This is a genomic window from Paeniglutamicibacter psychrophenolicus, assembly GCF_030812255.1.
Classification (GTDB): domain Bacteria; phylum Actinomycetota; class Actinomycetes; order Actinomycetales; family Micrococcaceae; genus Paeniglutamicibacter; species Paeniglutamicibacter psychrophenolicus_A.
On the sequence record NZ_JAUSSH010000018.1, the window covers coordinates 78,175 to 99,947 of the forward strand.

The following is a 21,773-nucleotide window of genomic DNA, read 5'->3' on the forward strand; positions in this document are numbered from 1 at the left end:
GGACCGGGAGCCGCCGGGCCCCTGTGCTGCCTGCACCGGATGATCCCCGGAATGCGCCTGCTACAGGTGCGGGACCAGGGCCAGGATCTCGTAGTCGGCCAGCGAGTCGAAGCGCGAGTAGAAGGCGCTGACGGAGTGGAAGACCCGAGGGGTGATGGCGCAGATGAATTCGTCGACCAGCGGCTGGACCGCCTTGTGCGCCGGGGCCGGGGCCACCGGGACGGCCACCACGATGCGGCCGGCGCCGGCTTCGCGCATCAGTTCCACCGCGGCCAGCATGGTCGCCCCGCTGGCCATCCCGTCGTCGACCAGGATCACGGTGCGACCGGCGACCGGCAGCACGGACTGGCCCACCAGGCGGGCCCGCAGCTCGTCCAGCTCCTTGCGGGCGTCGGTTTCGACCTCGTCGAGGGTCTCCTTCTCGAATCGCAGCTGCGCCGAGTCCCAGACACCTTCGATGTACTTCAGCGAGGTGTGCTCCCCGTAGGCGGCCAGCGCGGCGAAGGCGATGTCGGTGCGTTCGGGCATCACCAGGCGGCGCACCGCCAAGGCGTCCAGCGGCAGCCCCAGCCGCGCGGCGATTTCCGCGGCCACCGGGACCCCGCCGCGCAGCAGGCCGAGCACCAGCGCGTTCGGGTCCCGGGAGTACTTCTGCAGGTCGACCGCCAGGAATTCACCGGCGGCCGTGCGGTCCGCGAAGCGGTTGGGGGCAATGTGTTCGGGTGTCATGTCTCCAAGTCTGCACCCCCGTGTGTCCGGGCGGGAGCCAAGCCACGACTTGGGCACCTCTTTGGCCGCCAAACGCCCATTGTTGCGTACTACGATGTGGGCATGAAGCGATCTCCAGCCCTCGTCGCGGCCGCGGCGCTGGCCCTGGCGCTGGCCGGCTGCGCGGGCGCACCCGGTGCGCCAGCTCCGGAAAGCACCGCGGCCAGCGTGTCCTTGCGCCTGGACATCGTCGGACCCACCGACGGCAGCGGCGGGCCGAAGGCGGTGCGCCCGACCGCGATGCCGGCTCCCACTGCCGTGCCGCCGGTGCCCCCGAGCGGCCCGGTTGCCGCCGCGGTCTCGGGCCAGTGGGGCGGGGCCACCGAGGGCTCCCCGGTGCTGTGGTTCTCCGACACCGGCGGCTTCAACGGCAACGACGGGTGCAATTCGCTCGCAGGCTCCTGGGTGGTGGAAGGGGCCCGCATCGAGCTGAAGGACACGATCATGACCCTGGTGGCCTGTCTCGGGATGGACACCTGGCTCTCTTCGGCGGCAGCGGTGCGGGTGAAGGGCGACACGCTCCACGTCACCGACGCGGCCGGCCGGGAGATCGGCACGCTGCCGCGCCTCAACGTCGGCTACTGACCGCTGCGGTGCGGGCCGGGAGGTGCGAGGGCGAATCGAACAGGTCCGGCTGCGGTGATTGCCTATTCCCCGGCTACTGCACGATCCTCCCGTTTTCCAGGTGGATCCGGCGCCCGGAGAACCTCGACCGCAGCGCCCGGTCGTGGCTGACCAGCACGACGGTGCCGGCGAAGGCATCCAGGGCCCGCTCGAGGTCGTCGGCCAGCGCGGGGGACAGGTGGTTGGTCGGTTCATCGAGCAGCAGCACGTCCGCCGGCCGGGCAAAGACCCGTGCCACATCGATCCGGCGGCGCTGGCCCAGTGACAAGGCCCCCACGCGCGCGACAAGTTCCCCGCGGCGGAACAGGCCCAGGGACAGCAATTGCCCCAGGTCCTCTTCGAGTCCGCGCCCCGAGCCATGGCAGAAGGCCTGTGCAGCCAGCCAGTGCGCGGGAAACCCGGTGGGATGCTGGCGCAGGTATGCCACGACCTGGTTGGCCGCGCAGGTGCCGGAGACCGGCTTCAGCACACCGGCCATGACATCGAGCAACGTGGATTTCCCGGCGCCGTTGGAACCCGTGACAAGTACCCGCTCCCCGGTGCGAACCTGCAGCCGGTCGATGCCCAGGCGTCCGGGAACACGCACATCGGCAAGCTCCAGCGCCGCGGGTGAGAGCTGGTCCGCGGGGCCTGCGACGGACAGCGGGCAGGGGATGAAACGCAGCGGCTCGACGGGAACCGCGGCCTCGTTGGCCTGCAGCCGGCCAAGGCGGGACTTGGCCCGGCGCAGCGCCCCGGAGGAACCGTGCGAGCGGTCGCTGGCCCGGAACTCCCCGTGGCCGAGCTCCTCGCGTGCGCGCGCGAGGAGCTCTGCCGCGGCGGAGATCCGCGCTTCGAGCTCGCGCACCGGGGCCAGGGCATGGGACTGGAAGTCTGCGACGCTCCATCCCGGTTCGACGTGGGGTTGCTGCGGCAGGTAGCCGATTCCCCGGCTGCATGCAGGATGGCCGTCCCGCGTTCCGGGGTGGGCTCGCCCGCCAGCAGGCGCAGCAACGTGGTCTTGCCGGCGCCGTTCTCGCCGATGGGGCCCGGCCGTTCGCCGGGGCGCACGGCAAGTTCCAGCTCGCGGAACACTGTCCGCGCGGGGAAGGAAACGGTGATCCCGTGCAGGGAAAGTTGGGTTTTCATGATGGTGTCCCAGGTATTTGCGTGCAGTTCCCGGGTGCGGGGCCGGACCGCTGCGCTTGCTGTCATCGGGGGAGGGTACGCGGGCGCGGATGCCAGGACCGCCGGTACGGCGATGGACAGGGCAGGGTTTGCACACCGGGCGAACCGGCGGACACGCCCCATGGAGGCGAGCGCCGGAAGGCGAACCGATTACAGGTAGACAACCATCATGGGCCACACCATGGCAACGGATGGCGCGGGCCCTCGGGCAATGCGGGAGGGGCAGTGCACCTGCCGGGACTAGCGATCCAGGCGCCGTTGGCGAATGGCGCCGTAGACCCCGGCGACAATCACCGCGCCAACGATGGACAGCGCCCAGGCGCGCAGGTTGAGGAGCCCGCCGAGCCCGGTGTGGAAGACGAGGCTGCCGATCCAGCCGCCGACGATGGCGCCGACCACCCCCAGGGCCAGCGAGGTGAACCAGCCGCCGTTGACGCGCCCGGGCATGATGTTCTTGACCAGGGCGCCGACGATAAGGCCCAGGATGATCCAACCAACCAGCCCCATCGGGTGCTCCTTCGAGACAGCGGGCGCCCGGGTCCCGGGCCGTCCGTGCGGACGGCGCCCAACCCCGGACGAGCAACAATTTACGGCGCAAGCCGCCGGTACGCAATGCGCGGCGGGCGGCGAATCCGGTACGGGAGTCCGCCCCACGGCACCCGGAACCGGGCCGGTGCCGAGGACCGGCATCAATCCCCGCTGTGGCGTGGGTCTTTGGCGCCGGTGCCGGCAGCGCGTATGAATAGAGGAAGAAACGAAGGAGGACACGATGCGCGGCGAGGTGCCGGAAGCGGAGAGCCACGTGCCCGACCCCGGGCGCTGGCGCATCCTCGCGGTCCTGCTGGTCACCATGTTCATGTCGCTCGTGGGGGTGTCGATCGTCAACGTCGCGCTCCCGGCGATCCAGGCGGGCCTCGGCGCCTCGCAATCGGACATCCAATGGGTGCTGGCCGGTTACGCGCTCACCTTCGGGGTCGTGCTGGTGGCCGCCGGGCGCGCCGGGGACGTCTTTGGCCGCGGTGCCCTGTTCATCGCCGGGGTCGCGGTCTTCACGCTGTCCTCGGTGGCCGCCGGGCTGGCACCGGATCCGCTGAGCCTGAACATCGCCCGGTTCATCCAGGGCGTGGGATCGGGCCTGGTCAACCCGCAGGTGCTGGGCATGATCCAGCAATACTTCCGCGGCCCCGAGCGGGGGCGGGCCTACGGCGCCATGGGCACCATGGTCGGGTTCTCGGTGGCGATCGGCCCGCTGCTTGGCGGGGCGCTGATCGCGCTGCTGGGACCGGATGCCGGATGGCGGGCGACCTTCCTGGTCAACGTCCCGGTCGGGGCGCTGGCCATCGTGCTGGCGCTGCGCTGGTTCCCGCGGCCGATGTTCACCCGGGCCGCACACCCGGAACCGCAACCCGCACCCGGTGCCGGGCGCCGCACCGGGCGGGCCACCGACCTGGACCCGGTAGGCAGCACACTGCTGGGACTCGGAGTGCTGGGAATGCTGCTGCCCTTCGTGCAGGGACGCGAGAGCGCCTGGGTGTGGTGGCTGCTGCCCGGTGGGCTGGCCGTGGTTGCCGGATGGGTGCTGTGGGAGCGGAGCTACGCGGCCCGCGGGTACGCCCCGATGGTCGACCTGGACCTGTTCCGCATCGGCTCCTTCACCTTCGGCACGCTGATCGCCGGGTTGTACTTCGTGGGGATCTCCAGCGTGTGGGTGCTGGTGGCCATCTACGTCCAGGACGGGCAGGGGTTCACGGCGCTGGATGCCGGGCTGCTCGGGTTGCCGGCGGCGCTGTGCGCGGCGGCCAGCTCGCACCTGGCCGGGCTGCGGGTCATGGAGTACGGGGGCAAGATCGTGATCCTCGGGATCCTGTGCGCGCTGTTCGGGCTGCTTTCCAGCATCGTGGTCATCGAGCTGCACGCGGGCGGGCGCGTGGGGCTGTGGTGGCTGCTGGGCACGCTCGCGTTCGTGGGCATCGCCCAGGGCGCGATCATCGCCCCGAACCAGGCCCTGACGATGCTCGAGGTGCCCGCCGCACATTCCGGCAGCGCCGGGGGAGTGATGCAGACCTCCCAGCGCATCGGCACGGCGGTGGGCATCGCCATGATGACCGCCATCTTCTTCGCCACGCTGTCCGCCACGGCCTGGGACACGGCCATGAGCGTGGGCCTGGCCTCGATTGCCGCGGTCGTGCTCCTCACGCTGCTGGTGGCGCTCGCCGACCAGCGCCGGCGCACCCGGGGGTAGCCGCCGGCCGGCTACGCCTCGGGGTTCTGCGAACCGCGCAGCAGGGCCGCCACGGTGTCCTCCTGGACCTGGGAGAAGTCCTCGTAGTGGGCGCCGACGGCGGAGAAATCGCGTGGGGAGTGAAGGACGACGATCGCCGATGCCCCCTCCATGGCGTGCACCCGGTCCCGCGGTGCCACCGGGACCGCGACGACGACCTGGCCCGCCCCGCACCGGGTGACCACATCCAGGGACGCGTGCATCGTGGCACCGGTGGCCAGGCCGTCGTCGCACAGCACCACGGTGCGCCCGGCCAGCGGCGGCGCGAAGTCGGCGAAGCGCGCGGCCAGCACCTCCAGCTCGGCGGCGGCCCTCTCTTCCACGGCCTGAAGCCCGGCGGTCCCGACCGAGGCCAGCGCGTGGTGGTGGACCGAGGGCACCAGGTAGCGTCCGGCCACCCGGCGGTAGGAGGCGATGGCGCCGAAGGCGACCTCCGCATGGCCCGGGACCCCGAGCTTGCGCACGGCCAGCGCACCGAGCTCGGCACCCAGCCTGTGGGCCAGCGGCGCGGCAACCGGCAACCCGCCGCGCAGCAGCCCGAGCACCACGGTGTCGGCACCCAGGCCCTGGGCGGCCAGGACCTCGCCGAGCAGCGCGCCGGCCTGCGCCCGGTCCTGGAACTTCACCGCTTCATGCCTGCCCATGGAACCAGTGTGCCCGCGATTGGCGACCGGGTGAATACCGGACAGCGCAGCCGGCCGCCCGATCCGGCCCCGCCCACTGCCGGGGCACGCACGAATGCCCGGCGAATCCGGTCACTTGAAGGGGTTCCACCCGGCGGTGGGAAACAGGAACGCCAACGAGGACCGGGCCATCAGGAACCCGAGGATGCCCACGACCCACGGCAGCCACTGAGAGGACGACTTGGCCAGCCACGCGGAGAGCCGCCCCAGCGGGCCTTGGACCCTCGGTCCGGCAACCGCCCGGATGCCGATGACCACCGCTCCCGGGAGCAGCATCACCAGGCAGTAGAGCACCAGCAGCCCGGATTGCACCGGCAGGGGGTAGGGGCTTTGGGTCAGCAGCCCGATGGCCCCCAGGTAGGGAAGCATGGTGGGCAGTTCCAGGAGCCCTGCGGTGACGCCCAGCGCCGCAAGGCCCCACGGGCTGGCCAGTGCCGCGTCCAGCCGACGTGCCCAGCGGCCCTCGGAGCCCGGCCCGGCCTGGTGTGCGGCGCCCCGCCCGGGAGCCGGTGCGCGGCCGGTTTCCGCAGCCGAGCGGCCCGCACCCGCGGGCACGGCCCCGGATGCCGCCTTGGCCTTGTCCGGGTTTTTCCTGAAGGACCAGGCGAGCATCCCGGCGCCAAGCAGCAGCACCGCCCACCGGAAGGTCGAGGAGCCCAGCAACGCGCCGGTGAATTCCCTGCTGACCAGGTCCACGCCGCCGAGCAGCAGCAACCCGACGGCCAGGTAGAAGCTCCCCACAACGCCCAGGTAGGCCAGTGCCGAGCGCAGATCCCCGCGCGACTTCGCCCGCAGCACCAGCCACACCGGGATCACCAGGGTGCCGATGCTGGTGGCATCGATCAGGGCCAGCACGGCCAGGGAAGCGAACAATCCGGTGGTTCCAAGCATCATGCTTCCAGCTTCCCCCGGGCACCGGCGCATGGGCGTCGATCAATGGGAGCATCCGGGGTCATCCCTTCGTAGGACACCGGCTGCCGACGCCAGGGCGCCGCGCCGCGCATCCGCCATATCGACTGCCCCCGCAGCCCCGAGCCTCGCGCGGGCGCGCGCGAGCGCGCGAACCAGGCCGCCACCCCGGGTTTTCGGCGCGCCGCGCATCCGGCATATCCGCTGCCCCCGCAGCCCCGAGCCGCGCGCGGGCGGTTCGCGCGCGACGGCCTCGACAGGGGCACTTCGTGGTGTCGCCCTTGGTAAAAGCGTCCCGACGTACCACGATGAAAGGGTGTTAGCCGATGACAACGCCACCGCGACGCCCGGGCCCGGCCGCCGCGGACGGGTGCGACCGCAGGACCTGGCCCTGGCGCTGGGCTATGCCGGAGTCGCCTGGCTGCTGCACGCGCTGGCCATGAACAACGACGGGGCCTGGGGGCTGCACCGGTACAACGAGTGGTGGCCGCTGCCCCTGGCCATCGGCTGCCTGGCCGTCGCACTGAGGCAACGCCACGTCCTGGCCGCCTCGGCCACCATGGCGGTGGCCGGGATCGTGCTGTTGCCGGTGGGCAGCAGCGGCGGGTTCTTCCTGGTCTTCGAGTCCGTCTTCACGCTGGTGCTCTGGGGCGGGGCCAGGGTTTCGCGGGCCGCCGAGCACGGCTCGCTGGTCCTCACGGCGTTGCTGACGATCGTGATGTACTTCGTGACCGGTTCCGCCGCGATCAGCGTGACCCTCGCCCTGGTTGCGGCGATGGTCCTGGTGATGCCGGCGCAATGGGCGGGAAACATCCGCCACGCCCGGGAGCTGGCGGCCAGCGAGGCACGCACCGCGGCGGCCATGGCGGAGGCCGCGGAGGCGCGCTCGGCGGCGCAGGCGGCCGAACACGAACGGCTGCTGGTGGCCGAGCGCACCACCATGGCCCGCGAGGTCCACGACGTGCTCTCCGCCCGGCTTGCCGCGATTGCGCTGCAAAGCGGTGCGGCGCTGAACTCCCCGCAGAACCCGCAGCTGGCCGCCCGCGCCATGGACGCCATCCGTACACAGAGCGTCAACGGGATCGAGGAGCTGAGCACCATGATCCGCATGCTGCACCGCGGCACCCCGCTCGCGCCGGCGGGGTCGCTGGGCGATGTCCCGGCCCTGGTCCAGGCCTACAGCGGCTCTGGTCTCCGCGTCGCCTACCGCAACGAGCTGCCCGCAGGGGGAAGCGCCCTGGATGCCGTGACCCAGGCAACCATCTACCGGAGCGTCAACGAGTCCCTGGTCAACTTCGCCAAGCATGCCCCGGACGGTGAACTCGCGCTCTCGCTGGTGCCTCGCGACGGGTCGGTGCTGTTCTCGGCCTCCAACCCGGCGGCCGCCGGGCACCCGGGCGATGGCGGGGCCGCCGGCGTCCACGGCACGGGCACCGGCACGGGCACCGGACTGCAGGGCATGCGGGCCCGAAGCGCCGAGCTGGGCGGCTCGTTCCGGATCTCGACGGCCAACAACACCTTCGCGGTGTTCATGCTGCTGCCGATGGGCCACCGCCCGCCGGCAGCAGCCGCGGCGCCGGGGAAAGCGGATTTGCCCCTCGGCCACGCACCTGCCCACCTCAACGAAGGATCCACGTGAGCGCACACCAGGGACCGGTTCCCGGCCCCGAACCCCGCGAAGCCATGCCCCGGCAAGCGATCACCGTGCTGCTGGCCGACGACCACGCCGCGGTCCGGCTCGGCATGCGCATGGTCGTGGAATCGGCACCGGGTTTCACCGTCGTCGGCGAGGCCGGGAACGGTGCCGCGGCGGTGTCGATGGCCCGCGCCCTGCGGCCGGACGTGGTGCTCATGGACCTGCGCATGCCCGTCATGGACGGGGTTGCGGCCACCGGGCGGATCGTGGCCGAGGCGCTGTCCAAGGTCCTGGTGCTCACCACGTTCGACCACGACGAGTACCTCTTCGGGGCGCTGGCTGCCGGCGCCCAGGGCTTCCTGCTCAAGAGCGCGTCCCCGCCCTCCATCATCGCCGCCATGCACGCGGTGCTCGGCGGCGAGAAGGTGCTGGCCCCGGAGGTCACCGCCAAGATCGTGCACGCGGCGCTCGAGGCGGCGCCCGCGCCCGCGCCGCAGTTCCCGGGGATCGATCCCCGCACGGTGCTGACCGGGCGGGAACTGCAGGTCCTGCGGGAACTCGGTGCGGGCCACACCAACCACCGGATCGGGCGGAACCTGGGCATCGGCGAGACCACCGTGAAGACGCATGTCTCAAGGCTCATGGGCAAGCTGGGCGTCTCGTCCAGGGTCCAGGCCGCCCTGGTTGCGCACCGTGCGTTCGCACAGGAATAGGTCATCGGCGCAGGACCACCGGCCGGCCACGATCCAACCATTGCCCCACGGTGCATCGCGCTGTCCGCGTGCGGGACTGGTTGCCCCACCGTGGTCCGCCGGTGACTTCACGGCCGGCGGGGAGTAGCCTGAACCCGATGCGCCGCTGGGCCCCCGTCCGCCGTTCGGGGAAACCCGGGGCGCCCGGGAAGGGAAACACCATGGCCAAGCTGATCTACGCATACCTCGCCTCGCTGGATGGCTACGTCGCCGACGAAACGGGGGACTTCGGCTGGGCGTACCCGGGCGAAGAGGTCATGGACTTCATCAACGCCGCCGAGCGCGACGTGGGCACCTACCTCTACGGGCGCACGATGTACGAAATGATGGCCGGCTGGGAAACCGACCCCGGCTATGCCGCCGGGTCGCCCGGGGACGCCGAGTTCGCCCGGCTCTGGCAGGCCGCCGACAAGATCGTCTTCTCGCGCACCCTTCAGGAGGCAAGCACGAGGCGCACGCGGATCGAGCGCTCCTTTGACGCCGGGTCGGTGCGGGCCTTGAAGGAAAGCGCGGCAAAGGACCTGAACGTCTCCGGCGCGACGATCGCGGCCGAGGCGTGGCGCGCGGGGCTCATCGACGAGTGCCAGGTCTTTGTGGCCCCGATGCTCGTCGGGGGAGGGAAGCCGATGTTCCCCGACGGGATCCGCCAACCCCTGGAGCTGCTCGAGGAACGCCGCTTCGCCAACGGCATGGTCTTCATGCGCCACCGCGTGCTGCATTAGCAGCCCCGGACGCGGTGGCCGCGGCGGAAAACGGGAACCGCGCCGGATCCTTCGAACGCCGAAGGGGCCGGCGCGCACGCACCATCGCCGGGATGGTGCATGCACGCCGGCCCCCGATCGAACGCGAAGGTCCGGTGGTGCGGCGGGTTGCGGGGTGCCGGCTAGAGCTGGTGGCCCATCTTGAAGCCGACTTCCTCGCCAGGATCCCCGGTCAGCGCGTCCCCGGGGGCGCGGGTGTAGGAGAAGCCGTCGGCGCCCACGGTCACCGCCATCTCCGAGGAGTCGGTGCGCTTGATGACTTCCTGCGGGTTGCCGTCGAGGTCCAGGACCAGGGAGGCCTCGGTGTACCAGGACGGGACCACGGGGTTGCCCCACCAGTCGCGGCGCTGGTTGTCGTGCACGTCCCAGGTGATCACCGGGTTGTCCGGGTCCCCGGTGTAGTAGTCCTGGGTGTAGATCTCGATGCGGTGGTCATCGGGGTCCAGGATGTAGAGGTAGAACGCGTTGGAGACGCCGTGGCGGCCCGGTCCGCGCTCGATGCGGTCGGACATGCGCAGCGCGCCCATCTTGTCGCAGATCTGGATGATGTTGTGCTTCTCGTGGGTGGAGAAGGCGACGTGGTGCATGCGCGGGCCGTCGCCGCCGGTCAGGGCGGTGTCGTGCACGGTGCCCTTGCGGTGCATCCACGCGGCGTAGGTGGTGCCTTCCTCGTCCTTGATGTCCTCGGTGACCCGGAAGCCCAGGTCCTCCAGGTAGCCGCGTCCGCGCTGGACGTCCGGGGTCACCTGGTTGAAGTGGTCCAGGCGGACCAGTTCGCCGGCCGAGTAGATGTCGTAGCGCTGGTGCAGGCGCTCGACGTGGGTGGTCTCGAAGAAGAACTCGTACGGGAAGCCCAGCGGATCCTCGACGCGCACCGAATCGCCGATGCCCTTGGTGAAGCCCTCCTTGCGGCGTTCGGTGCGGCAGCCCAGTTCCTTGTAGTACGCCTCGGCGGCATCCACGTCGGCATTGGAGCGCACGCGGAAGGCCATGGCCTTCAGCGCGGCGACCGGTCCCTGGGTCAGCACCAGGTTGTGGTGGATGAACTCCTCGAAGGAGCGCAGGTAGATCTGGTTCTCGTCTTCCTCGGTGACGTGCAGTCCCAGGACGTCGACGTAGAACCTGCGCGAGGCGGCCAGGTCGGTGACGACGAGCTCGGCGTAGGCGCAGCGCAGGATGTCCGGGGCCGGAACCGAGGGGGTGGGAATGGGGTTTGCTGGGGTCTTGGTCATGACGGGTTCGCTCCTTCGCGAATAAGGCTGGAAAGTAGTGGAAGTGCCTAGGCGCCGAACTTGGGGGTGTGGACCTCACCGAGGGTGATGTGCACGGCCTGCTGGTCGGTGTAGAAGTCGATCGAGCGGTAGCCGCCCTCGTGGCCCAGGCCCGAGGCCTTCACGCCGCCGAAGGGGGAGCGCAGGTCACGCACGTTGTGGCTGTTGAGCCAGACCATGCCGGCCTCGACATCCTGCGCGAAGTTGTGCGCGCGCTTGAGGTCGTTGGTCCACACGTAGGCGGCCAGCCCGTACTTGGTGTTGTTCGCCAGTGCCAGGGCCTCCTCATCGGTGTCGAACGGGGTGATTGCCACGACGGGGCCGAAGATCTCCTCCTGGAAGATCCGCGCGTCCGGGGCGACGTCCACGAACACGGTCGGGGCGACGTAGGAGCCGTTTTCCTGGCCCTCGGGCAGGTTCTCCGGGCGGCCGCCGCCGGCCACGACGCGGCCCTCGGTCTTGCCGATCTCCACGTAGCCCATGACCTTGTCGTAGTGCTCGGGGTGGACCAGCGCGCCGACCTGGGTTTCGGGATCGTGCGGGTCCCCGACCTTGATGTTCTTGGCGCGGGCCGCGTAGGCCTGAATGAACTTCTCGTAGATCGGGCGCTCCACCAGGATGCGGGAACCGGCGGTGCAGCGCTCGCCGTTCAGCGAGAACACGCCGAAGAGGGTCGAGTCGATGGCCGCGTCGAAGTCGGCGTCGGCGAAGACGATGGCCGGGGACTTGCCGCCCAGCTCCATGCTCATGCCCTTGAGGTTCTCGGCGCAGTTGCGGAAGATCAGCTGGCCGGTGGAGGACTCGCCGGTGAAGGAGATCAGCGGCACGTCCGGGTGCTTGACCAGCGCGTCGCCGGCCTCCTCGCCGATGCCGTTGACCAGGTTGAAGACGCCGGCCGGCAGGCCGGCCTCCTCGAAGATGCCGGCCCACAGCGAGGCGGACAGCGGGGTGAATTCGGCCGGCTTGAGCACCACGGTGCAGCCGGAGGCGATGGACGGGGCGAGCTTCCAGGACTCGAGCATGAACGGGGTGTTCCACGGGGTGATCAACCCGGCGACGCCGATCGGCTTGCGGTTCACGTAGTTCAGCTGGGAGCCGGGGACCTTCAACGCGGTGTCGTGCTGGGCGACGATGAGATCGGCGAAGAAGCGGAAGTTCTCGGCGGCGCGCTGGGCCTGGCCGCGGGCCTGGGTGATCGGCAGGCCGGTGTCGAAGGTTTCCATCTCTGCCAGGCGGTCTTCGGCGGCGACGACGGCGTCGGCGATCTTGTACAGCACCTTGGCGCGGGCCCGGGGGCTCATGGTCGGCCAGGGGCCGTTCTTGAAGGCCTCGGTGGCGGCGGCGACGGCGGCGTCGATGTCGGCCTTCTGGCCGGCGGCGGCGGTTGCGTAGGTGGTGTTGGTCACCGGGTCCAGGACCTCGAAGGTCTCCCCGTTGATGGAGTCGACGAACTTGCCGCCGATGTAGTGCTGGATGGTCGTGGGAAGGTTCTCGGGAACGAAGTGCTTGCTCATTTACTGGCTCCTTGTGGGGGATTGCGGGGAAAGGTGGCGTGCTTCGGAAGTGCTAGAGCGGGGAGGCCGGGAGATTGGCCGCCGCGAGATAGGCGTTCAGGGTGGTGGTCCGATGGGCCCGGGCCGCCTGTTCGATCTGCGCGGCCGGGGCATTGGCCTCGATCAAATCCAGCAGGCTTGCATGTTCCTTCACCGATTCCCGGGCGCGGCCCGGGATGTGGATGAAGGAGGAGGAGCGCATCGCGGCCAGGCGGTTCCAGCCGCGCTGCACCAGCTCCAGGATGTGCGGGTTGGGGCAATTGCGGTAGAGCACCTGGTGGAACTCGTTGTTCAGCTCGGTGAAGCGCACCGCATCGAAGTCGACCAACAGGTCGGCCATGGCCTGGTTGATGGACCGGGCCGCGGCCAGCTGGTCGGCGTCGATGAACGGGGCGCTCAGCGCGGTGGCTGCGCCCTCGATGATCGCCAGGGTCTGCATGGTGTGCATGTAGAGCGTCAGGTCGGCCGCGGCCACCGTGGCCCCGACGTTGCGTTCGAACGTCACCAGGCCCTCGGCCTCCAGGCGGCGGATGGCCTCGCGGACCGGGACCACCGAGCAGCCAAGCTCTGCGGCGATGGCGCCCAGCACCAGCCGGTAGCCGGGGGTGAAGGTTCCGTCGGTGATCTTCTCGTGCAGCAGCCGGTAGGCCGACTCTGACTTGCTCGGGGCCATCGTCGACCTAGATTTCCGGTTCGCCGTCGGCGACCCACTGGTTGTACTTGGCCTTCCAGGGCGCGTTCATCGGGAACAGGCCCTCGATCTTGCTGCCCTTGGACACGTTCAGGAAGACGAAGGTGTCCTGGCGCTCGGATTCGACGACCTCCTCGGCGATCTCGGCGGCCAGGTGCGGCGGGATGACCAGGATGCCGTCGGCGTCGGCGATCACGATGTCCCCGGGCACGATGGTGGTCCCCCCGCAGCCCACGGCCACGTCGGTGTCCCACGGCACGTGCTTGCGCCCGAGGACCGCCGGGTGCGCGCCGTTGTGGAAGGTGGGGATGTCCAGGGCGGCGACGGCGTCGAGGTCGCGCACCCCGCCGTCGGTGATGATGGCCTCGGCGCCGCGGACCTGGGTGCGCATCGCCAGGATGTCGCCCAGCGTGCCGGAGCCCTTCTCGCCGCGGGCCTCCATGACCAGGATCTCGCCCGGGCCGATGTCGTCGATGACGCGCTTCTGTGCGTTGTAGCCGCCGCCGTGGGTCTTGAACAGGTCCTCGCGGCCCGGCACGTAGCGCAGCGTGCGGGCGGTGCCGATGACCTTTCTCATGCCCTTGGTGGCCTGCAGTCCGTCGACCGAGACGTTGTTCAGCCCGCGCTTGCGCAGGGCGCCGGAGATGGTGGCGGTGGCCACCGACATGAGCTTTTCCTTGACCTCGTCGGTCAGTGCCTGCTTGCCGGTGATCGGCAGCTCGATGCCCGCGCCGGCGGCGGTGCCGAAGGCGTCGATGCGGTCGGCATCGGTGATCTTGGGCTGGTTGCCGAAGGCCGCGAAGGACTCGGTGCCTTCCACGACGGTGGTGGCCAGGCGCCCGGTGGACAGGCCCGCGGCCTCGTCGTCGACCTGCACCTCGACCACGTCGCCCGGGACGATCACGGAGGATCCGGCCGGGGTGCCGGTGAGGATCACGTCGCCTGCCTTCAGCGTCATCTGCTGCGACAGGTCGGCAACGATCTGCGCGAAGGAGAAGATGAGTTCCCCGGTCGAGGCGTCCTGGGCGAGCTCGCCGTTGACCCAGGTGCGGATGCGCAGGGCCGCCGGGTTCACGGCCGACGCAGGAAGCAGCACCGGGCCCATCGGGGTGTAGCCGTCGCCGGACTTGGAGCGGATGTTCGATCCCTTGTCGGCGTACTTCATGTCGTACACGCCCAGGTCGTTGGAAGCGGTCACGGACCCGACGTGGGACCAGGCGTCCTCGACCGAGACGCGGCGGGCATCGGTGCCGATGAGAAGGGCGATCTCGCCCTCGAAGGCGAGCAGCTCGGTGCCGGCGGGACGCTCGACGGTGGATCCGGAGGTTGCCAGCGAGGAGGAGGCCTTCATGAAGTAGGACGGGAAGGCCGGGGTGCGGCCGCGCTGGGCGGCACGCGAGGAGTAGGAAAGATGTACAGCAAGAACCTTGCCGGCCGCCTCGAAGATGGACTGGTCGACCTGCACCGGTTCGGTGGCTGTGGCGTCGCTGCTCACGGTTTCCTCCTGTTGTGTATGAAATCGTATACGATCCAGTGTGATCGGGATCTCCGGGGTTGTCAAGATGTGTCTGCGGTTACGTTCGGCAAAGGCTGGCAGGGTGCTGGTTCGGCCCCTCGATTGCGCGGAATTTCGCGCGCGGGGTGGACGAAAATGAATACACCTCCGCGCGCTTCGCCCATGGCCTTCGCTCCCTGCTGCTGCCTGTCACTGGAAGGCTGGCACGGCGGGGGTGAACTCCGTCCACCGATTCGGCGACGTGCGGCCAAGCCCCGATGGAGGCCGTTCCCACCGCAAAATGCCGGGTCGGGTCGGCAAGATCCGACGGACACGATCCCCCTTCGCCCCAGAAGCCGGCAACATGGAACCCGCAAGCCATTGCCTCCCGTGGGGCGGGAAAAGCCCCGCCGCGGACTGTGACGGGGACTGCCTTGTGCACACCCGGCCGTACACTCGGCCGCCGATCCTCCCCGGCGGGGAGCGGCCGGCTGGGATCGAGACCACGGGCCCGAAAGACAAGGAGCTGGAAATCGTGGTCGGCACCGATGCGGGGGAGTCGGGGACCGAGGCTGGCGGGCCGGAGGGCGCAGGACCCGGTGGAGCCTGAACTGGACAACTGCCTGCCCTGGTGCCGGGACCACGGGGAGGAATGCTGCGGCCTGCGCATGACGCTGGTCCTGGCCACTGCGCGCGGCGCGGAAAACCTGCTGCATGGGAATCGCGCATCGGCCGACCCGACCGCAGGCCTCCTCGCCGCCCGGGCTGACCTTGCCCCCGGTGCTGCGGGCTGCCAGGGCCGCCTCCATGGGGGCCTTGACTGCTGAGACACCCCCTCCGGGACCGCGCCGGAGCACCAGCGCGTCCACACCAGGCTCGGCAGGCTGCTTGCGGACGTCGATCCGCTGCCCTGGGCCGTGCGTGCCTCCCGGGGGTGGCCTGCCGGCGCCCAGGGCAGGCGCGAGCCAATCGATCCTGCGCCCGGAGGTTCGCCGTGCAAATCACTTGGCATCGACATCCTGAATCAGTAGCGTGGGAGCCACGACACCGGCGGATTCCAGGCCGGGAACCAGTCCGGAACGACTCCCCAACGGGCAACACCACTCCAGGAGACGAGACATGACGACGAATTCCCCCGACAACAGCTTGGCGCACGAGGACGACTACCCCGAGGACGCCCTGGAACCGGAAAGCGGGACGCCCGTCAATCCGGATGACCTCGACGGGCCGGAGGACCCGGGAACCGTCGATCCGTTCCAGGACTCCGAGTACCTGGCCGAGCACCTGCCCGAGGACGTGGGCGCGGTGCCCGGGACCGGCGGGGCTTCGGAGGGCGACGAGTCCTCGGCCAGTGCGCCGTCCGAGGACGAAGACCGTTTCGACGCCGGGTAGGGCGATGGACATGCGGTCGGACCGGACCATGGTGGTCGGCTTGATGGCGGACGCAGGCATGCCGTTGGGCCGTGCCCTGGAATTGGAGAAGACGCTGCCCGAGCAGTTGCGGTCGCGGTTGGATTCGGCCGTCGGGTGGAAGCTGGAGGTCGCGGAGTTCTCCCTTCCCCTGAGCGCCAACGGCGAAGTGGAACTCAACGCGCATGCCCGCACCTTGCGCGAGGCGGGGCAGTGGGACTACCTGGTCTACCTGACGGACCTGCCCAAGTACGAGAACGGCGAGCCGGTGGCGACCAGCCGCAACACCGGCTCCGGGTCGGCCGTCGTGGTCCTTCCCGCGCTGGGTATCGTGCGCCGGAAGCGGCTGCAGAGGGCCGTGGTGCAGGTCCTTGCCGCCCTGCACGGTGTCGGGGACCCCTACCTGCGCCACGACGGCAGGGTGCCCGCACGCGTGGACCCGTTTTCCGTCGAGCGCCGGATCGAGGCAGTCGAGGCCGAGGGCGACGCCTTCGAAACAGTCAAGGGGCTGCGGGGCCGCCTGCTCCTGCTGATCGGCATGGTGCGCAGCAACCGGCCGTGGCGCCTGGTTCCGAGCCTGTCCACGGCCATGGCCGCGGCCCTTGCCACGGGCGCCTTTGGCGTCTTCTACACCAGCATCTGGAGCATGGCCGACTACCTGCCTGCCCAGCGCCTGGCCCTCATCACCCTGCTCTCGGTCACGGTCATGGGTTCCTGGCTGGTGCTGCACAACGGCCTGTGGGAACGCCCCGTCGGCGACCGCCATCGGGAGAAGCGGGTGATCTACAACCTGGCAACACTGTTGACCATCGTCTCGGCGATCCTGCTGATGTACCTGGCGTTGTTCGCCGTCATCCTCGCCGGCGCCCTGGTCATCATCGATGCCCAGTTCCTGGCCCTGGAGCTGGGCCACGGGGTGGGCTTCGGCGATTACCTGAACCTGTCCTGGCTGTCCGCGTCGCTGGGAACCATCGCCGGTGCCGTGGGATCCGGCCTGGACAACGAGGAATCCGTGCGCAAGGCAACCTACAGCCGAAGGGAGTATGAACGGCGACAGATCAGCCTGTCCAATGACACCGAAGACGGCGCGTAGCCACACGCCCCGGAACACCGAAAGCACGCCAACGAAGGAGAATCATGAAACTACTCACCAAGGCACTGACCATCGCGCTCTCGCTTCTGGCCGGACTGGCCGGGGCACGGATCTCCGGGGCAATCTGGAAGGGTGCCACCGGCGAACCGGCTCCCGCGGTGACCAACCCGGAGGCGCAGCAACGTACGAAGATCTCCAAGGTGCTGGCCTTCGCCGTGGTCTCCGGCGCCACCGCATCGATCATCCAGGCCCTCACCAAGCGCTGGACGCAGAATCTCGTCGAGAAGAAGAGCGCCCCGTAGGCAGGCGGAGAGGAAGGGAAACCGCGATGGAACATCGGGACAACGACGCGTCCGACGAGTCGGAGGCGGCGCGCCAGGCCGCCGGGGGCCAGCCTCAAGAACCCGAGGACGACGCAACGCCCTCGCCGGAGCAGGAGGTCAAGGCCGGTATCAACCAGGACCGCCCCACCGCGGAGGGCTTTTCCCCCGAACCGGACGAGGAGGCCTCCGGCACCGACTAGTCATGCCCGGCCCCGGCACCCCGCGACCGCGCCGGCCGGGGCTGCGCATTCATTGATCACCCCGGGGCTTTGCCCTGGCATGAATAGTACGAGCAAAACGCCCACGAAGACCGGAGGATTTCCCATGGACGAGCGCGAACCCCTCAAGCCCGATTCCGAAGCCCAGCTTTCCCCGGACAACCCCGTCACCCGCCACCCCAGGATCTCGCCGCCGAAACAGGACCAGCCCGAACCGGGCCTGGATGCCAAGCTCGATCCCCAGGCCGACCACGGCGAAAAATCCTATGTCGGGACGGGGCGGCTCAAGGGACGCAAGGCGCTGGTCACCGGTGGAGATTCGGGCATCGGGGCGGCCGTGGCAATCGCCTTCTCCCGGGAGTGTGCGGATGTCGCCATTGCCTACCTGCCGGCGGAAGCGGAAGACGCCCGCAAGATCATCGGCTTGATCGAGGCCGAGGGGCGCGTGGGCATCGGCCTGGCCGGCGACCTCCTCGACGCCGACTACCGCAACTCGCTGGCCGACGATGCGGCGGAGAAACTCGGCGGCCTGGATATCCTGGTCAACAACGCCGGCAAGCAGGTGGCCATCGAGAATCTCGAGGACCTAGACGACGAACAGATCCTGCAGACCTTCCAGATCAACATCCTGGCCATGTTCACCATCACCCGCGCGGCGCTCAAGCACCTCCCGGCCGGCTCCAGCATCATCAACACGACCTCGGTCCAGGCCTACGACCCGTCGCCGACGCTGTTGGACTACGCCTCGACGAAGGCGGCGATCAACGCGTTCACCAAGGGACTGGGCGTGCAGCTGGCACCGCGCGGAATTCGCGTCAACGCGGTGGCACCCGGGCCCATCTGGACCCCGCTTCAGGTCTCGGACGGCCAGCCCAAGGACGCGTTGCCGAAGTTCGGGCACAACGTTCCCCTCGGCCGTGCCGGCCAGCCAGTGGAACTGGCGCCCGCCTACGTATTCCTTGCCTCGGCCGAATCCAGCTACGTCATCGGGGAGACGCTGAACGTCAACGGCGGCCGGCAGACGCCGTGAGCCGGCCGACGGCAAACACCCACGAGGAGAAACACGCATGGACACATCCAGCTTCCACCCGGAACCGGCGGACGAATCCCGGCGGCCCGGGAACGACCCCCGGCTGGAGTCCCAGGACCCGGCCGGCGATGATCCCTTGAACCTCACGCCGGACGACCCGGAATGGTCTGACACCCCCGATGGGCCACGCGGACAGGACGGGCGGGCGGAACCCGCAGAGGCAAGCCGGGAAACCACTTTCGACAGAAAAGACAGGACGGCCATGGGAGACAATAGGGAATTCGGGCGAGATGAGGCGCAGCAGCAGGAATCCGCGGAAGCGGAGGAAGCCCAAACGCCGGAAGTCGGCGCCACCTCCAACCCCGATCCCCTGGAGCAGCGGATCACCGGGCTGGAACCGGGCGGGGGAGTCCCTCCCGGGGAGCCCCCGCCGGGTGAAGGGTCCATGAGCATGGACCAGGGGCACGAGGAGTAGCTTCGCACCGCTCGCATTGGCGTGGGGGCCCCTGGTGGTTTGATTCGTCCCCGACCGGGGCCCGGGCCACCGGTCCGGGCCCCGGTCGCCTGTGGCGAGGTGCAGGCCGGGTAGGGATGGCCGGTCAGCCGACCTCCGGCTGCTCGGGGGAGCCGGAGGCGCCCGAACGGTCCTTGGCGAAGAACGAGATCTTTCCGTTGGGCTCCAGCACCGCCAGGTCGATATCCGAGAAATTCCGGAACCCCTGTCCGCGCGCGGCGGTCCTGAGGTCGTCGATGCCCATGCGCTCGGCGCGCAGCGCCTTGGTGTCGGGGCGGCCGTCGTGCAGGATGACCACCGGGGATCCGTGGACGAAGCGGCCCATCCGCGGCCATCGAACGTTGGCCCAGCCCAGGAGCACGGTGAGCAGCGCGATCGTCCCGACGGCCAACAGGCCCCCGGTAACCGAGTGGTCCTCCTGCGTGATGCCCTGTTGCACCAGGTCGCCCATGGTGATGAACAACAGCAGCTCGAAGGAACTGAGCTCCCCGAGGGTGGAGCGCCCGACGGCCCGGGTAATGAGCCACAGCACGATGAATGTCACCGCCGCGCGAAGCACGATTTCCATTAGAACGCCTTCCAGGTCTTCAGGTCCACGGTGCCCGCCAATTCTCCGCCAACGTACACCCGTAGCCGGCCGGTGGACAGCACCACCATGTCTTCGCTCGAGGTGCCGTCGATGTCGACCCGGAACCCGGTTTCCCCGGGCGGATCGAACTCCAGCGAAACGACGTCGCCGTCGCTGCCTTCCCCGTCGGGTGCGGGGGAAATGCCATAGCTCGTGAAGGAGTCCAGGTAGTTTTGGTCAACTTCCACGATGACGGTGCCGGTGATTTTTTCGGTGGCGTGGAGTTCCACGGTGATCCTGGCGTCCATGCCCGCCCTCGTCGAGCCCGGGGACTTGACCGTGAGCTCGTAGCCCGGGGAAGAACTCGTGGCGACGGAATTGAGGCCGAAGACCCCCGAAAGCGAAGCCAGGATGAAAAGCGCCGTCAACCCGAGGATGGCGCGGCGTCCGATGCGCCCCTGCCGGTCCTGGTCGGAGTCCACGACATCGGCGAGGGTCGAGTCATTCTCCCGCTGCAGGTCCTGCGGGAAACCCGGGTCCTTGTCCATGCCTCATCCTAACCGCGCGGGGAGCTGCCGCGCCCACTGGTGCAGCCCGGGAAGGGTGCCCGGTCTAGGCGGCCAGGAACGACACCGCGGCATTCCTGAACTCGCGGCTGGTCACTGCGTTGGCATGGTCGCGTCCGGCCAGCCAGAGCACGGACTTCTCGGTGTCGCGGGTTGCCAGCAGCTCGGTCAGCCGCGGCATGGTCGTGGCCAGCGCGTCCCCGTCCCCGGCCACCAGCAGCGTGGGCATGGTGGGGACCATCTGCTCGGGGGAGAAGGGCTCGGTCTTGATGGCCTGGATCATGCTCATGAGCGAGAACATGTCGTTGGATTCCACGGTCTGGGCCATGCGCAGCAAATCCGCCGTCGATTCGTCGGCGATCGAGCTGCCGTCGGCCAGGAATTGCTGGGCGGCGTCCAGGTCGAAGGCGGCCAGCGGGTCGATGCTCGCCGGCCCGCCGAGCACCAGCCGGTTGACCAGCTGCGGCTGGGTGCCGCCGAATTCCCAGGCCAGGCGCGCGCCCAGGGAATAGCCGACCACGTCGATGCCGCTGAGCGGGTCGTTGTCCGACAGGGTTCTCGCCCCGTGGTCCATCAACAGCTGCAGCAGGTCCGCGCGCATGCGGCTGGGCGTGTAGGCATCCAGGTCCTCGGGTGCCGGGGAAGTGCCGTGGCCGGGAAGATCCACGGCCAGCACCTTGCGGCCGGCCTCGGTCAGCGAGCGGATCCACCCGGATTTCACCCAGTTCAACTCGCTGGAGGAGGCAAAGCCGTGCAGCAGCACGACGGGTCGCAGCGCCGAGGCGGTGCCGGGTTCGTATACCGTCAGGCCCAGGGCGTTGGCGGTGCCTTCGACGAGGTGCTCGTGTGTGGATTCCATGTGGCAGATCCTTTCAGATCCGGAAGGACTTGGCGAATGTCCGGGCGGTGGGCGGGCGTGTGTCAGGGTCGCTGCCGCCTTGCGCGACGGTGTGCGGGGCGGTGGTTGCCGGTTCAACGGCCCGAAAGTGTTCGACCACCGGAAACGGCTCGTAGAAGCGATGCAGCAGGGCCTTCCAGTGGCGGTAGTTCCCCGAACCGCGGAAGCCCACGGTGTGTGCCTCGACGGATGCCCAGGAGACCAGCAGCAGGAAATGGTTGGGCGTCTCGATGCTGCGGGACAGCTGCAGGCCGCCGAAGTCCTCGGTGGCGGAAATGAACGGGCGGGTCTGCTCGAAGGCGGCCATGAACTCGTCCTCCATGCCGGCGATGACCGGCAGCAATGCGTGTTCGGTGATCATGCATCCCAGTTTGCACCACCCCGGCACGCCGATGCGAAATAGTGCCGCGGACGGTCTCGTCCACGGCACTACGCCGCTGCGACCACCTTGGCGGGGGGGGGGGGGGGGGGGCCGGGGGGGGGGGGGGGGGGCGGCGCAGGGGTTTGCGGGTCAGCCGGCGGGTGCCCCGGCCGCCTGCAGGGGCTTGGGGTTGCGCAGGGC

23 protein-coding genes and 2 pseudogenes are annotated in these 21,773 nt (G+C 69.5%); 11 read left to right on the top strand and 14 right to left on the bottom strand.

The genetic code is table 11. The features are described from left to right. Window positions 1-60: 60 nt before the first annotated feature. Entirely contained in the window at window positions 61-729 is a 669-nt protein-coding gene (locus J2T21_RS18655; RefSeq protein WP_307583462.1) for a phosphoribosyltransferase, read from the bottom strand. Between the two features lie 102 nt (window positions 730-831). Between J2T21_RS18655 and J2T21_RS18660 the strand changes: the two genes are divergently transcribed. Beyond that, window positions 832-1,353 carry an META domain-containing protein gene (locus tag J2T21_RS18660; protein ID WP_307583464.1) on the top strand — a complete coding sequence of 174 codons (522 nt, stop codon included), beginning with the start codon at window positions 832-834 and terminating at the stop codon, window positions 1,351-1,353. A 73-nt stretch (window positions 1,354-1,426) separates the two neighbouring features. Here J2T21_RS18660 and J2T21_RS18665 read toward each other — a convergent pair whose 3' ends face one another. The 3 genes and pseudogenes from J2T21_RS18665 to J2T21_RS18675 form a co-directional block, all read right to left on the bottom strand. Next, a complete protein-coding gene (locus J2T21_RS18665; protein ID WP_307583465.1) occupies window positions 1,427-2,239 on the bottom strand; it encodes an ATP-binding cassette domain-containing protein in 813 nt (270 codons plus the stop codon). 101 nt (window positions 2,240-2,340) lie between these two features. Then, a pseudogene (locus J2T21_RS18670) lies at window positions 2,341-2,682 on the bottom strand (ATP-binding cassette domain-containing protein); the annotation flags it as partial. Window positions 2,683-2,799: 117 nt separating this feature from the next. After that, window positions 2,800-3,066, bottom strand: a complete 267-nt coding sequence (locus J2T21_RS18675) for a GlsB/YeaQ/YmgE family stress response membrane protein (RefSeq protein WP_307583467.1) — start codon at window positions 3,064-3,066, stop codon at window positions 2,800-2,802. Between the two features lie 262 nt (window positions 3,067-3,328). Between J2T21_RS18675 and J2T21_RS18680 the strand changes: the two genes are divergently transcribed. Further along, the gene (locus tag J2T21_RS18680) at window positions 3,329-4,801 is read left to right on the top strand and encodes an MFS transporter (protein ID WP_307583468.1); all 1,473 of its coding nucleotides are present in this window, start codon (window positions 3,329-3,331) and stop codon (window positions 4,799-4,801) included. Window positions 4,802-4,812: 11 nt separating this feature from the next. Here J2T21_RS18680 and J2T21_RS18685 read toward each other — a convergent pair whose 3' ends face one another. Together J2T21_RS18685 and J2T21_RS18690 are read right to left on the bottom strand one after the other, a co-directional pair. Beyond that, window positions 4,813-5,484: a phosphoribosyltransferase gene (locus J2T21_RS18685; protein ID WP_307583469.1), complete on the bottom strand. Its 672-nt coding sequence runs from the start codon at window positions 5,482-5,484 to the stop codon at window positions 4,813-4,815. A 111-nt stretch (window positions 5,485-5,595) separates the two neighbouring features. Further along, window positions 5,596-6,417: a GAP family protein gene (locus J2T21_RS18690; protein ID WP_307583470.1), complete on the bottom strand. Its 822-nt coding sequence runs from the start codon at window positions 6,415-6,417 to the stop codon at window positions 5,596-5,598. Window positions 6,418-6,748: 331 nt separating this feature from the next. On the opposite strand from J2T21_RS18690, the gene J2T21_RS18695 reads away from it, so the two are divergent. The 3 genes from J2T21_RS18695 to J2T21_RS18705 all read left to right on the top strand — a co-directional run bounded on the left by J2T21_RS18695 (window position 6,749) and on the right by J2T21_RS18705 (window position 9,542). Then, the gene (locus tag J2T21_RS18695) at window positions 6,749-8,071 is read left to right on the top strand and encodes a sensor histidine kinase (protein ID WP_307583471.1); all 1,323 of its coding nucleotides are present in this window, start codon (window positions 6,749-6,751) and stop codon (window positions 8,069-8,071) included. After that, complete coding sequence (locus tag J2T21_RS18700; RefSeq protein ID WP_373458073.1) at window positions 8,068-8,781, top strand: response regulator; 714 nt, start codon at window positions 8,068-8,070, stop codon at window positions 8,779-8,781. The genes J2T21_RS18695 and J2T21_RS18700 overlap by 4 nt, the downstream gene beginning before the upstream one ends. Window positions 8,782-8,981: 200 nt before the next feature. Next, window positions 8,982-9,542 (top strand): dihydrofolate reductase family protein, encoded by a 561-nt coding sequence (locus tag J2T21_RS18705; RefSeq protein WP_307583472.1) that lies wholly within the window; start codon window positions 8,982-8,984, stop codon window positions 9,540-9,542. A gap of 161 nt (window positions 9,543-9,703) precedes the next feature. Here J2T21_RS18705 and hpaD read toward each other — a convergent pair whose 3' ends face one another. Genes hpaD through J2T21_RS18725 form a run of 4 tightly spaced genes read right to left on the bottom strand, consistent with a single transcriptional unit; the run spans window position 9,704 to window position 14,591 of the window. Beyond that, a complete protein-coding gene (gene hpaD / locus J2T21_RS18710; RefSeq protein WP_307583473.1) occupies window positions 9,704-10,813 on the bottom strand; it encodes a 3,4-dihydroxyphenylacetate 2,3-dioxygenase in 1,110 nt (369 codons plus the stop codon). A gap of 47 nt (window positions 10,814-10,860) precedes the next feature. After that, entirely contained in the window at window positions 10,861-12,366 is a 1,506-nt protein-coding gene (gene hpaE / locus J2T21_RS18715) for a 5-carboxymethyl-2-hydroxymuconate semialdehyde dehydrogenase (RefSeq protein ID WP_307583474.1), read from the bottom strand. Between the two features lie 52 nt (window positions 12,367-12,418). After that, on the bottom strand, window positions 12,419-13,078 hold the full coding sequence (locus tag J2T21_RS18720; RefSeq protein WP_307583475.1) for a GntR family transcriptional regulator: 660 nt from the start codon (window positions 13,076-13,078) through the stop codon (window positions 12,419-12,421). 7 nt (window positions 13,079-13,085) lie between these two features. After that, window positions 13,086-14,591, bottom strand: a complete 1,506-nt coding sequence (locus J2T21_RS18725) for a fumarylacetoacetate hydrolase family protein (protein ID WP_307583476.1) — start codon at window positions 14,589-14,591, stop codon at window positions 13,086-13,088. Between the two features lie 1,119 nt (window positions 14,592-15,710). Between J2T21_RS18725 and J2T21_RS18730 the strand changes: the two genes are divergently transcribed. The 6 genes and pseudogenes from J2T21_RS18730 to J2T21_RS20900 all read left to right on the top strand — a co-directional run. Then, entirely contained in the window at window positions 15,711-15,983 is a 273-nt protein-coding gene (locus J2T21_RS18730) for a hypothetical protein (RefSeq protein ID WP_307583477.1), read from the top strand. A gap of 10 nt (window positions 15,984-15,993) precedes the next feature. After that, window positions 15,994-17,094 (top strand): hypothetical protein, encoded by a 1,101-nt coding sequence (locus J2T21_RS18735; protein ID WP_307583478.1) that lies wholly within the window; start codon window positions 15,994-15,996, stop codon window positions 17,092-17,094. Window positions 17,095-17,138: 44 nt separating this feature from the next. Then, window positions 17,139-17,396: a DUF4235 domain-containing protein gene (locus J2T21_RS18740; protein WP_307583480.1), complete on the top strand. Its 258-nt coding sequence runs from the start codon at window positions 17,139-17,141 to the stop codon at window positions 17,394-17,396. A 26-nt stretch (window positions 17,397-17,422) separates the two neighbouring features. Then, window positions 17,423-17,617, top strand: a complete 195-nt coding sequence (locus J2T21_RS18745; RefSeq protein WP_307583481.1) for a hypothetical protein — start codon at window positions 17,423-17,425, stop codon at window positions 17,615-17,617. Window positions 17,618-17,741: 124 nt separating this feature from the next. Then, on the top strand, window positions 17,742-18,665 hold the full coding sequence (locus tag J2T21_RS18750; RefSeq protein WP_307583483.1) for an SDR family oxidoreductase: 924 nt from the start codon (window positions 17,742-17,744) through the stop codon (window positions 18,663-18,665). A gap of 349 nt (window positions 18,666-19,014) precedes the next feature. Continuing rightward, a pseudogene (locus J2T21_RS20900) lies at window positions 19,015-19,140 on the top strand (DUF6480 family protein); the annotation flags it as partial. A 124-nt stretch (window positions 19,141-19,264) separates the two neighbouring features. Here the strand turns inward: J2T21_RS20900 and J2T21_RS18760 are convergent. The 4 genes from J2T21_RS18760 to J2T21_RS18775 form a co-directional block, all read right to left on the bottom strand. Next, window positions 19,265-19,747: a DUF421 domain-containing protein gene (locus J2T21_RS18760; RefSeq protein ID WP_307583484.1), complete on the bottom strand. Its 483-nt coding sequence runs from the start codon at window positions 19,745-19,747 to the stop codon at window positions 19,265-19,267. Next, window positions 19,747-20,295 (bottom strand): hypothetical protein, encoded by a 549-nt coding sequence (locus J2T21_RS18765; RefSeq protein WP_307583486.1) that lies wholly within the window; start codon window positions 20,293-20,295, stop codon window positions 19,747-19,749. The genes J2T21_RS18760 and J2T21_RS18765 overlap by 1 nt, the downstream gene beginning before the upstream one ends. A gap of 64 nt (window positions 20,296-20,359) precedes the next feature. Continuing rightward, complete coding sequence (locus tag J2T21_RS18770; RefSeq protein WP_307583487.1) at window positions 20,360-21,172, bottom strand: alpha/beta fold hydrolase; 813 nt, start codon at window positions 21,170-21,172, stop codon at window positions 20,360-20,362. A 13-nt stretch (window positions 21,173-21,185) separates the two neighbouring features. Continuing rightward, the gene (locus tag J2T21_RS18775; protein ID WP_307583488.1) at window positions 21,186-21,572 is read right to left on the bottom strand and encodes an antibiotic biosynthesis monooxygenase family protein; all 387 of its coding nucleotides are present in this window, start codon (window positions 21,570-21,572) and stop codon (window positions 21,186-21,188) included. Window positions 21,573-21,773 lie beyond the last annotated feature (201 nt).

Bases quoted from the DNA above. Each gene is read 5' to 3' on its own strand.
- J2T21_RS18675 (WP_307583467.1), bottom strand. From the start codon at position 3,066: ATGGGGCTGGTTGGTTGGATCATCCTGGGCCTTATCGTCGGCGCCCTG.
- J2T21_RS18705 (WP_307583472.1), top strand. From the start codon at position 8,982: ATGGCCAAGCTGATCTACGCATACCTCGCCTCGCTGGATGGCTACGTC.
- J2T21_RS18680 (WP_307583468.1), top strand. From the start codon at position 3,329: ATGCGCGGCGAGGTGCCGGAAGCGGAGAGCCACGTGCCCGACCCCGGG.
- J2T21_RS18770 (WP_307583487.1), bottom strand. From the start codon at position 21,172: ATGGAATCCACACACGAGCACCTCGTCGAAGGCACCGCCAACGCCCTG.
- J2T21_RS18735 (WP_307583478.1), top strand. From the start codon at position 15,994: ATGCGGTCGGACCGGACCATGGTGGTCGGCTTGATGGCGGACGCAGGC.
- J2T21_RS18720 (WP_307583475.1), bottom strand. From the start codon at position 13,078: ATGGCCCCGAGCAAGTCAGAGTCGGCCTACCGGCTGCTGCACGAGAAG.
- J2T21_RS18660 (WP_307583464.1), top strand. From the start codon at position 832: ATGAAGCGATCTCCAGCCCTCGTCGCGGCCGCGGCGCTGGCCCTGGCG.
- J2T21_RS18745 (WP_307583481.1), top strand. From the start codon at position 17,423: ATGGAACATCGGGACAACGACGCGTCCGACGAGTCGGAGGCGGCGCGC.
- hpaE (WP_307583474.1), bottom strand. From the start codon at position 12,366: ATGAGCAAGCACTTCGTTCCCGAGAACCTTCCCACGACCATCCAGCAC.
- hpaD (WP_307583473.1), bottom strand. From the start codon at position 10,813: ATGACCAAGACCCCAGCAAACCCCATTCCCACCCCCTCGGTTCCGGCC.
- J2T21_RS18685 (WP_307583469.1), bottom strand. From the start codon at position 5,484: ATGGGCAGGCATGAAGCGGTGAAGTTCCAGGACCGGGCGCAGGCCGGC.
- J2T21_RS18740 (WP_307583480.1), top strand. From the start codon at position 17,139: ATGAAACTACTCACCAAGGCACTGACCATCGCGCTCTCGCTTCTGGCC.
- J2T21_RS18775 (WP_307583488.1), bottom strand. From the start codon at position 21,572: ATGATCACCGAACACGCATTGCTGCCGGTCATCGCCGGCATGGAGGAC.
- J2T21_RS18750 (WP_307583483.1), top strand. From the start codon at position 17,742: ATGGACGAGCGCGAACCCCTCAAGCCCGATTCCGAAGCCCAGCTTTCC.
- J2T21_RS18655 (WP_307583462.1), bottom strand. From the start codon at position 729: ATGACACCCGAACACATTGCCCCCAACCGCTTCGCGGACCGCACGGCC.
- J2T21_RS18690 (WP_307583470.1), bottom strand. From the start codon at position 6,417: ATGATGCTTGGAACCACCGGATTGTTCGCTTCCCTGGCCGTGCTGGCC.
- J2T21_RS18765 (WP_307583486.1), bottom strand. From the start codon at position 20,295: ATGGACAAGGACCCGGGTTTCCCGCAGGACCTGCAGCGGGAGAATGAC.
- J2T21_RS18730 (WP_307583477.1), top strand. From the start codon at position 15,711: ATGACGACGAATTCCCCCGACAACAGCTTGGCGCACGAGGACGACTAC.
- J2T21_RS18760 (WP_307583484.1), bottom strand. From the start codon at position 19,747: ATGGAAATCGTGCTTCGCGCGGCGGTGACATTCATCGTGCTGTGGCTC.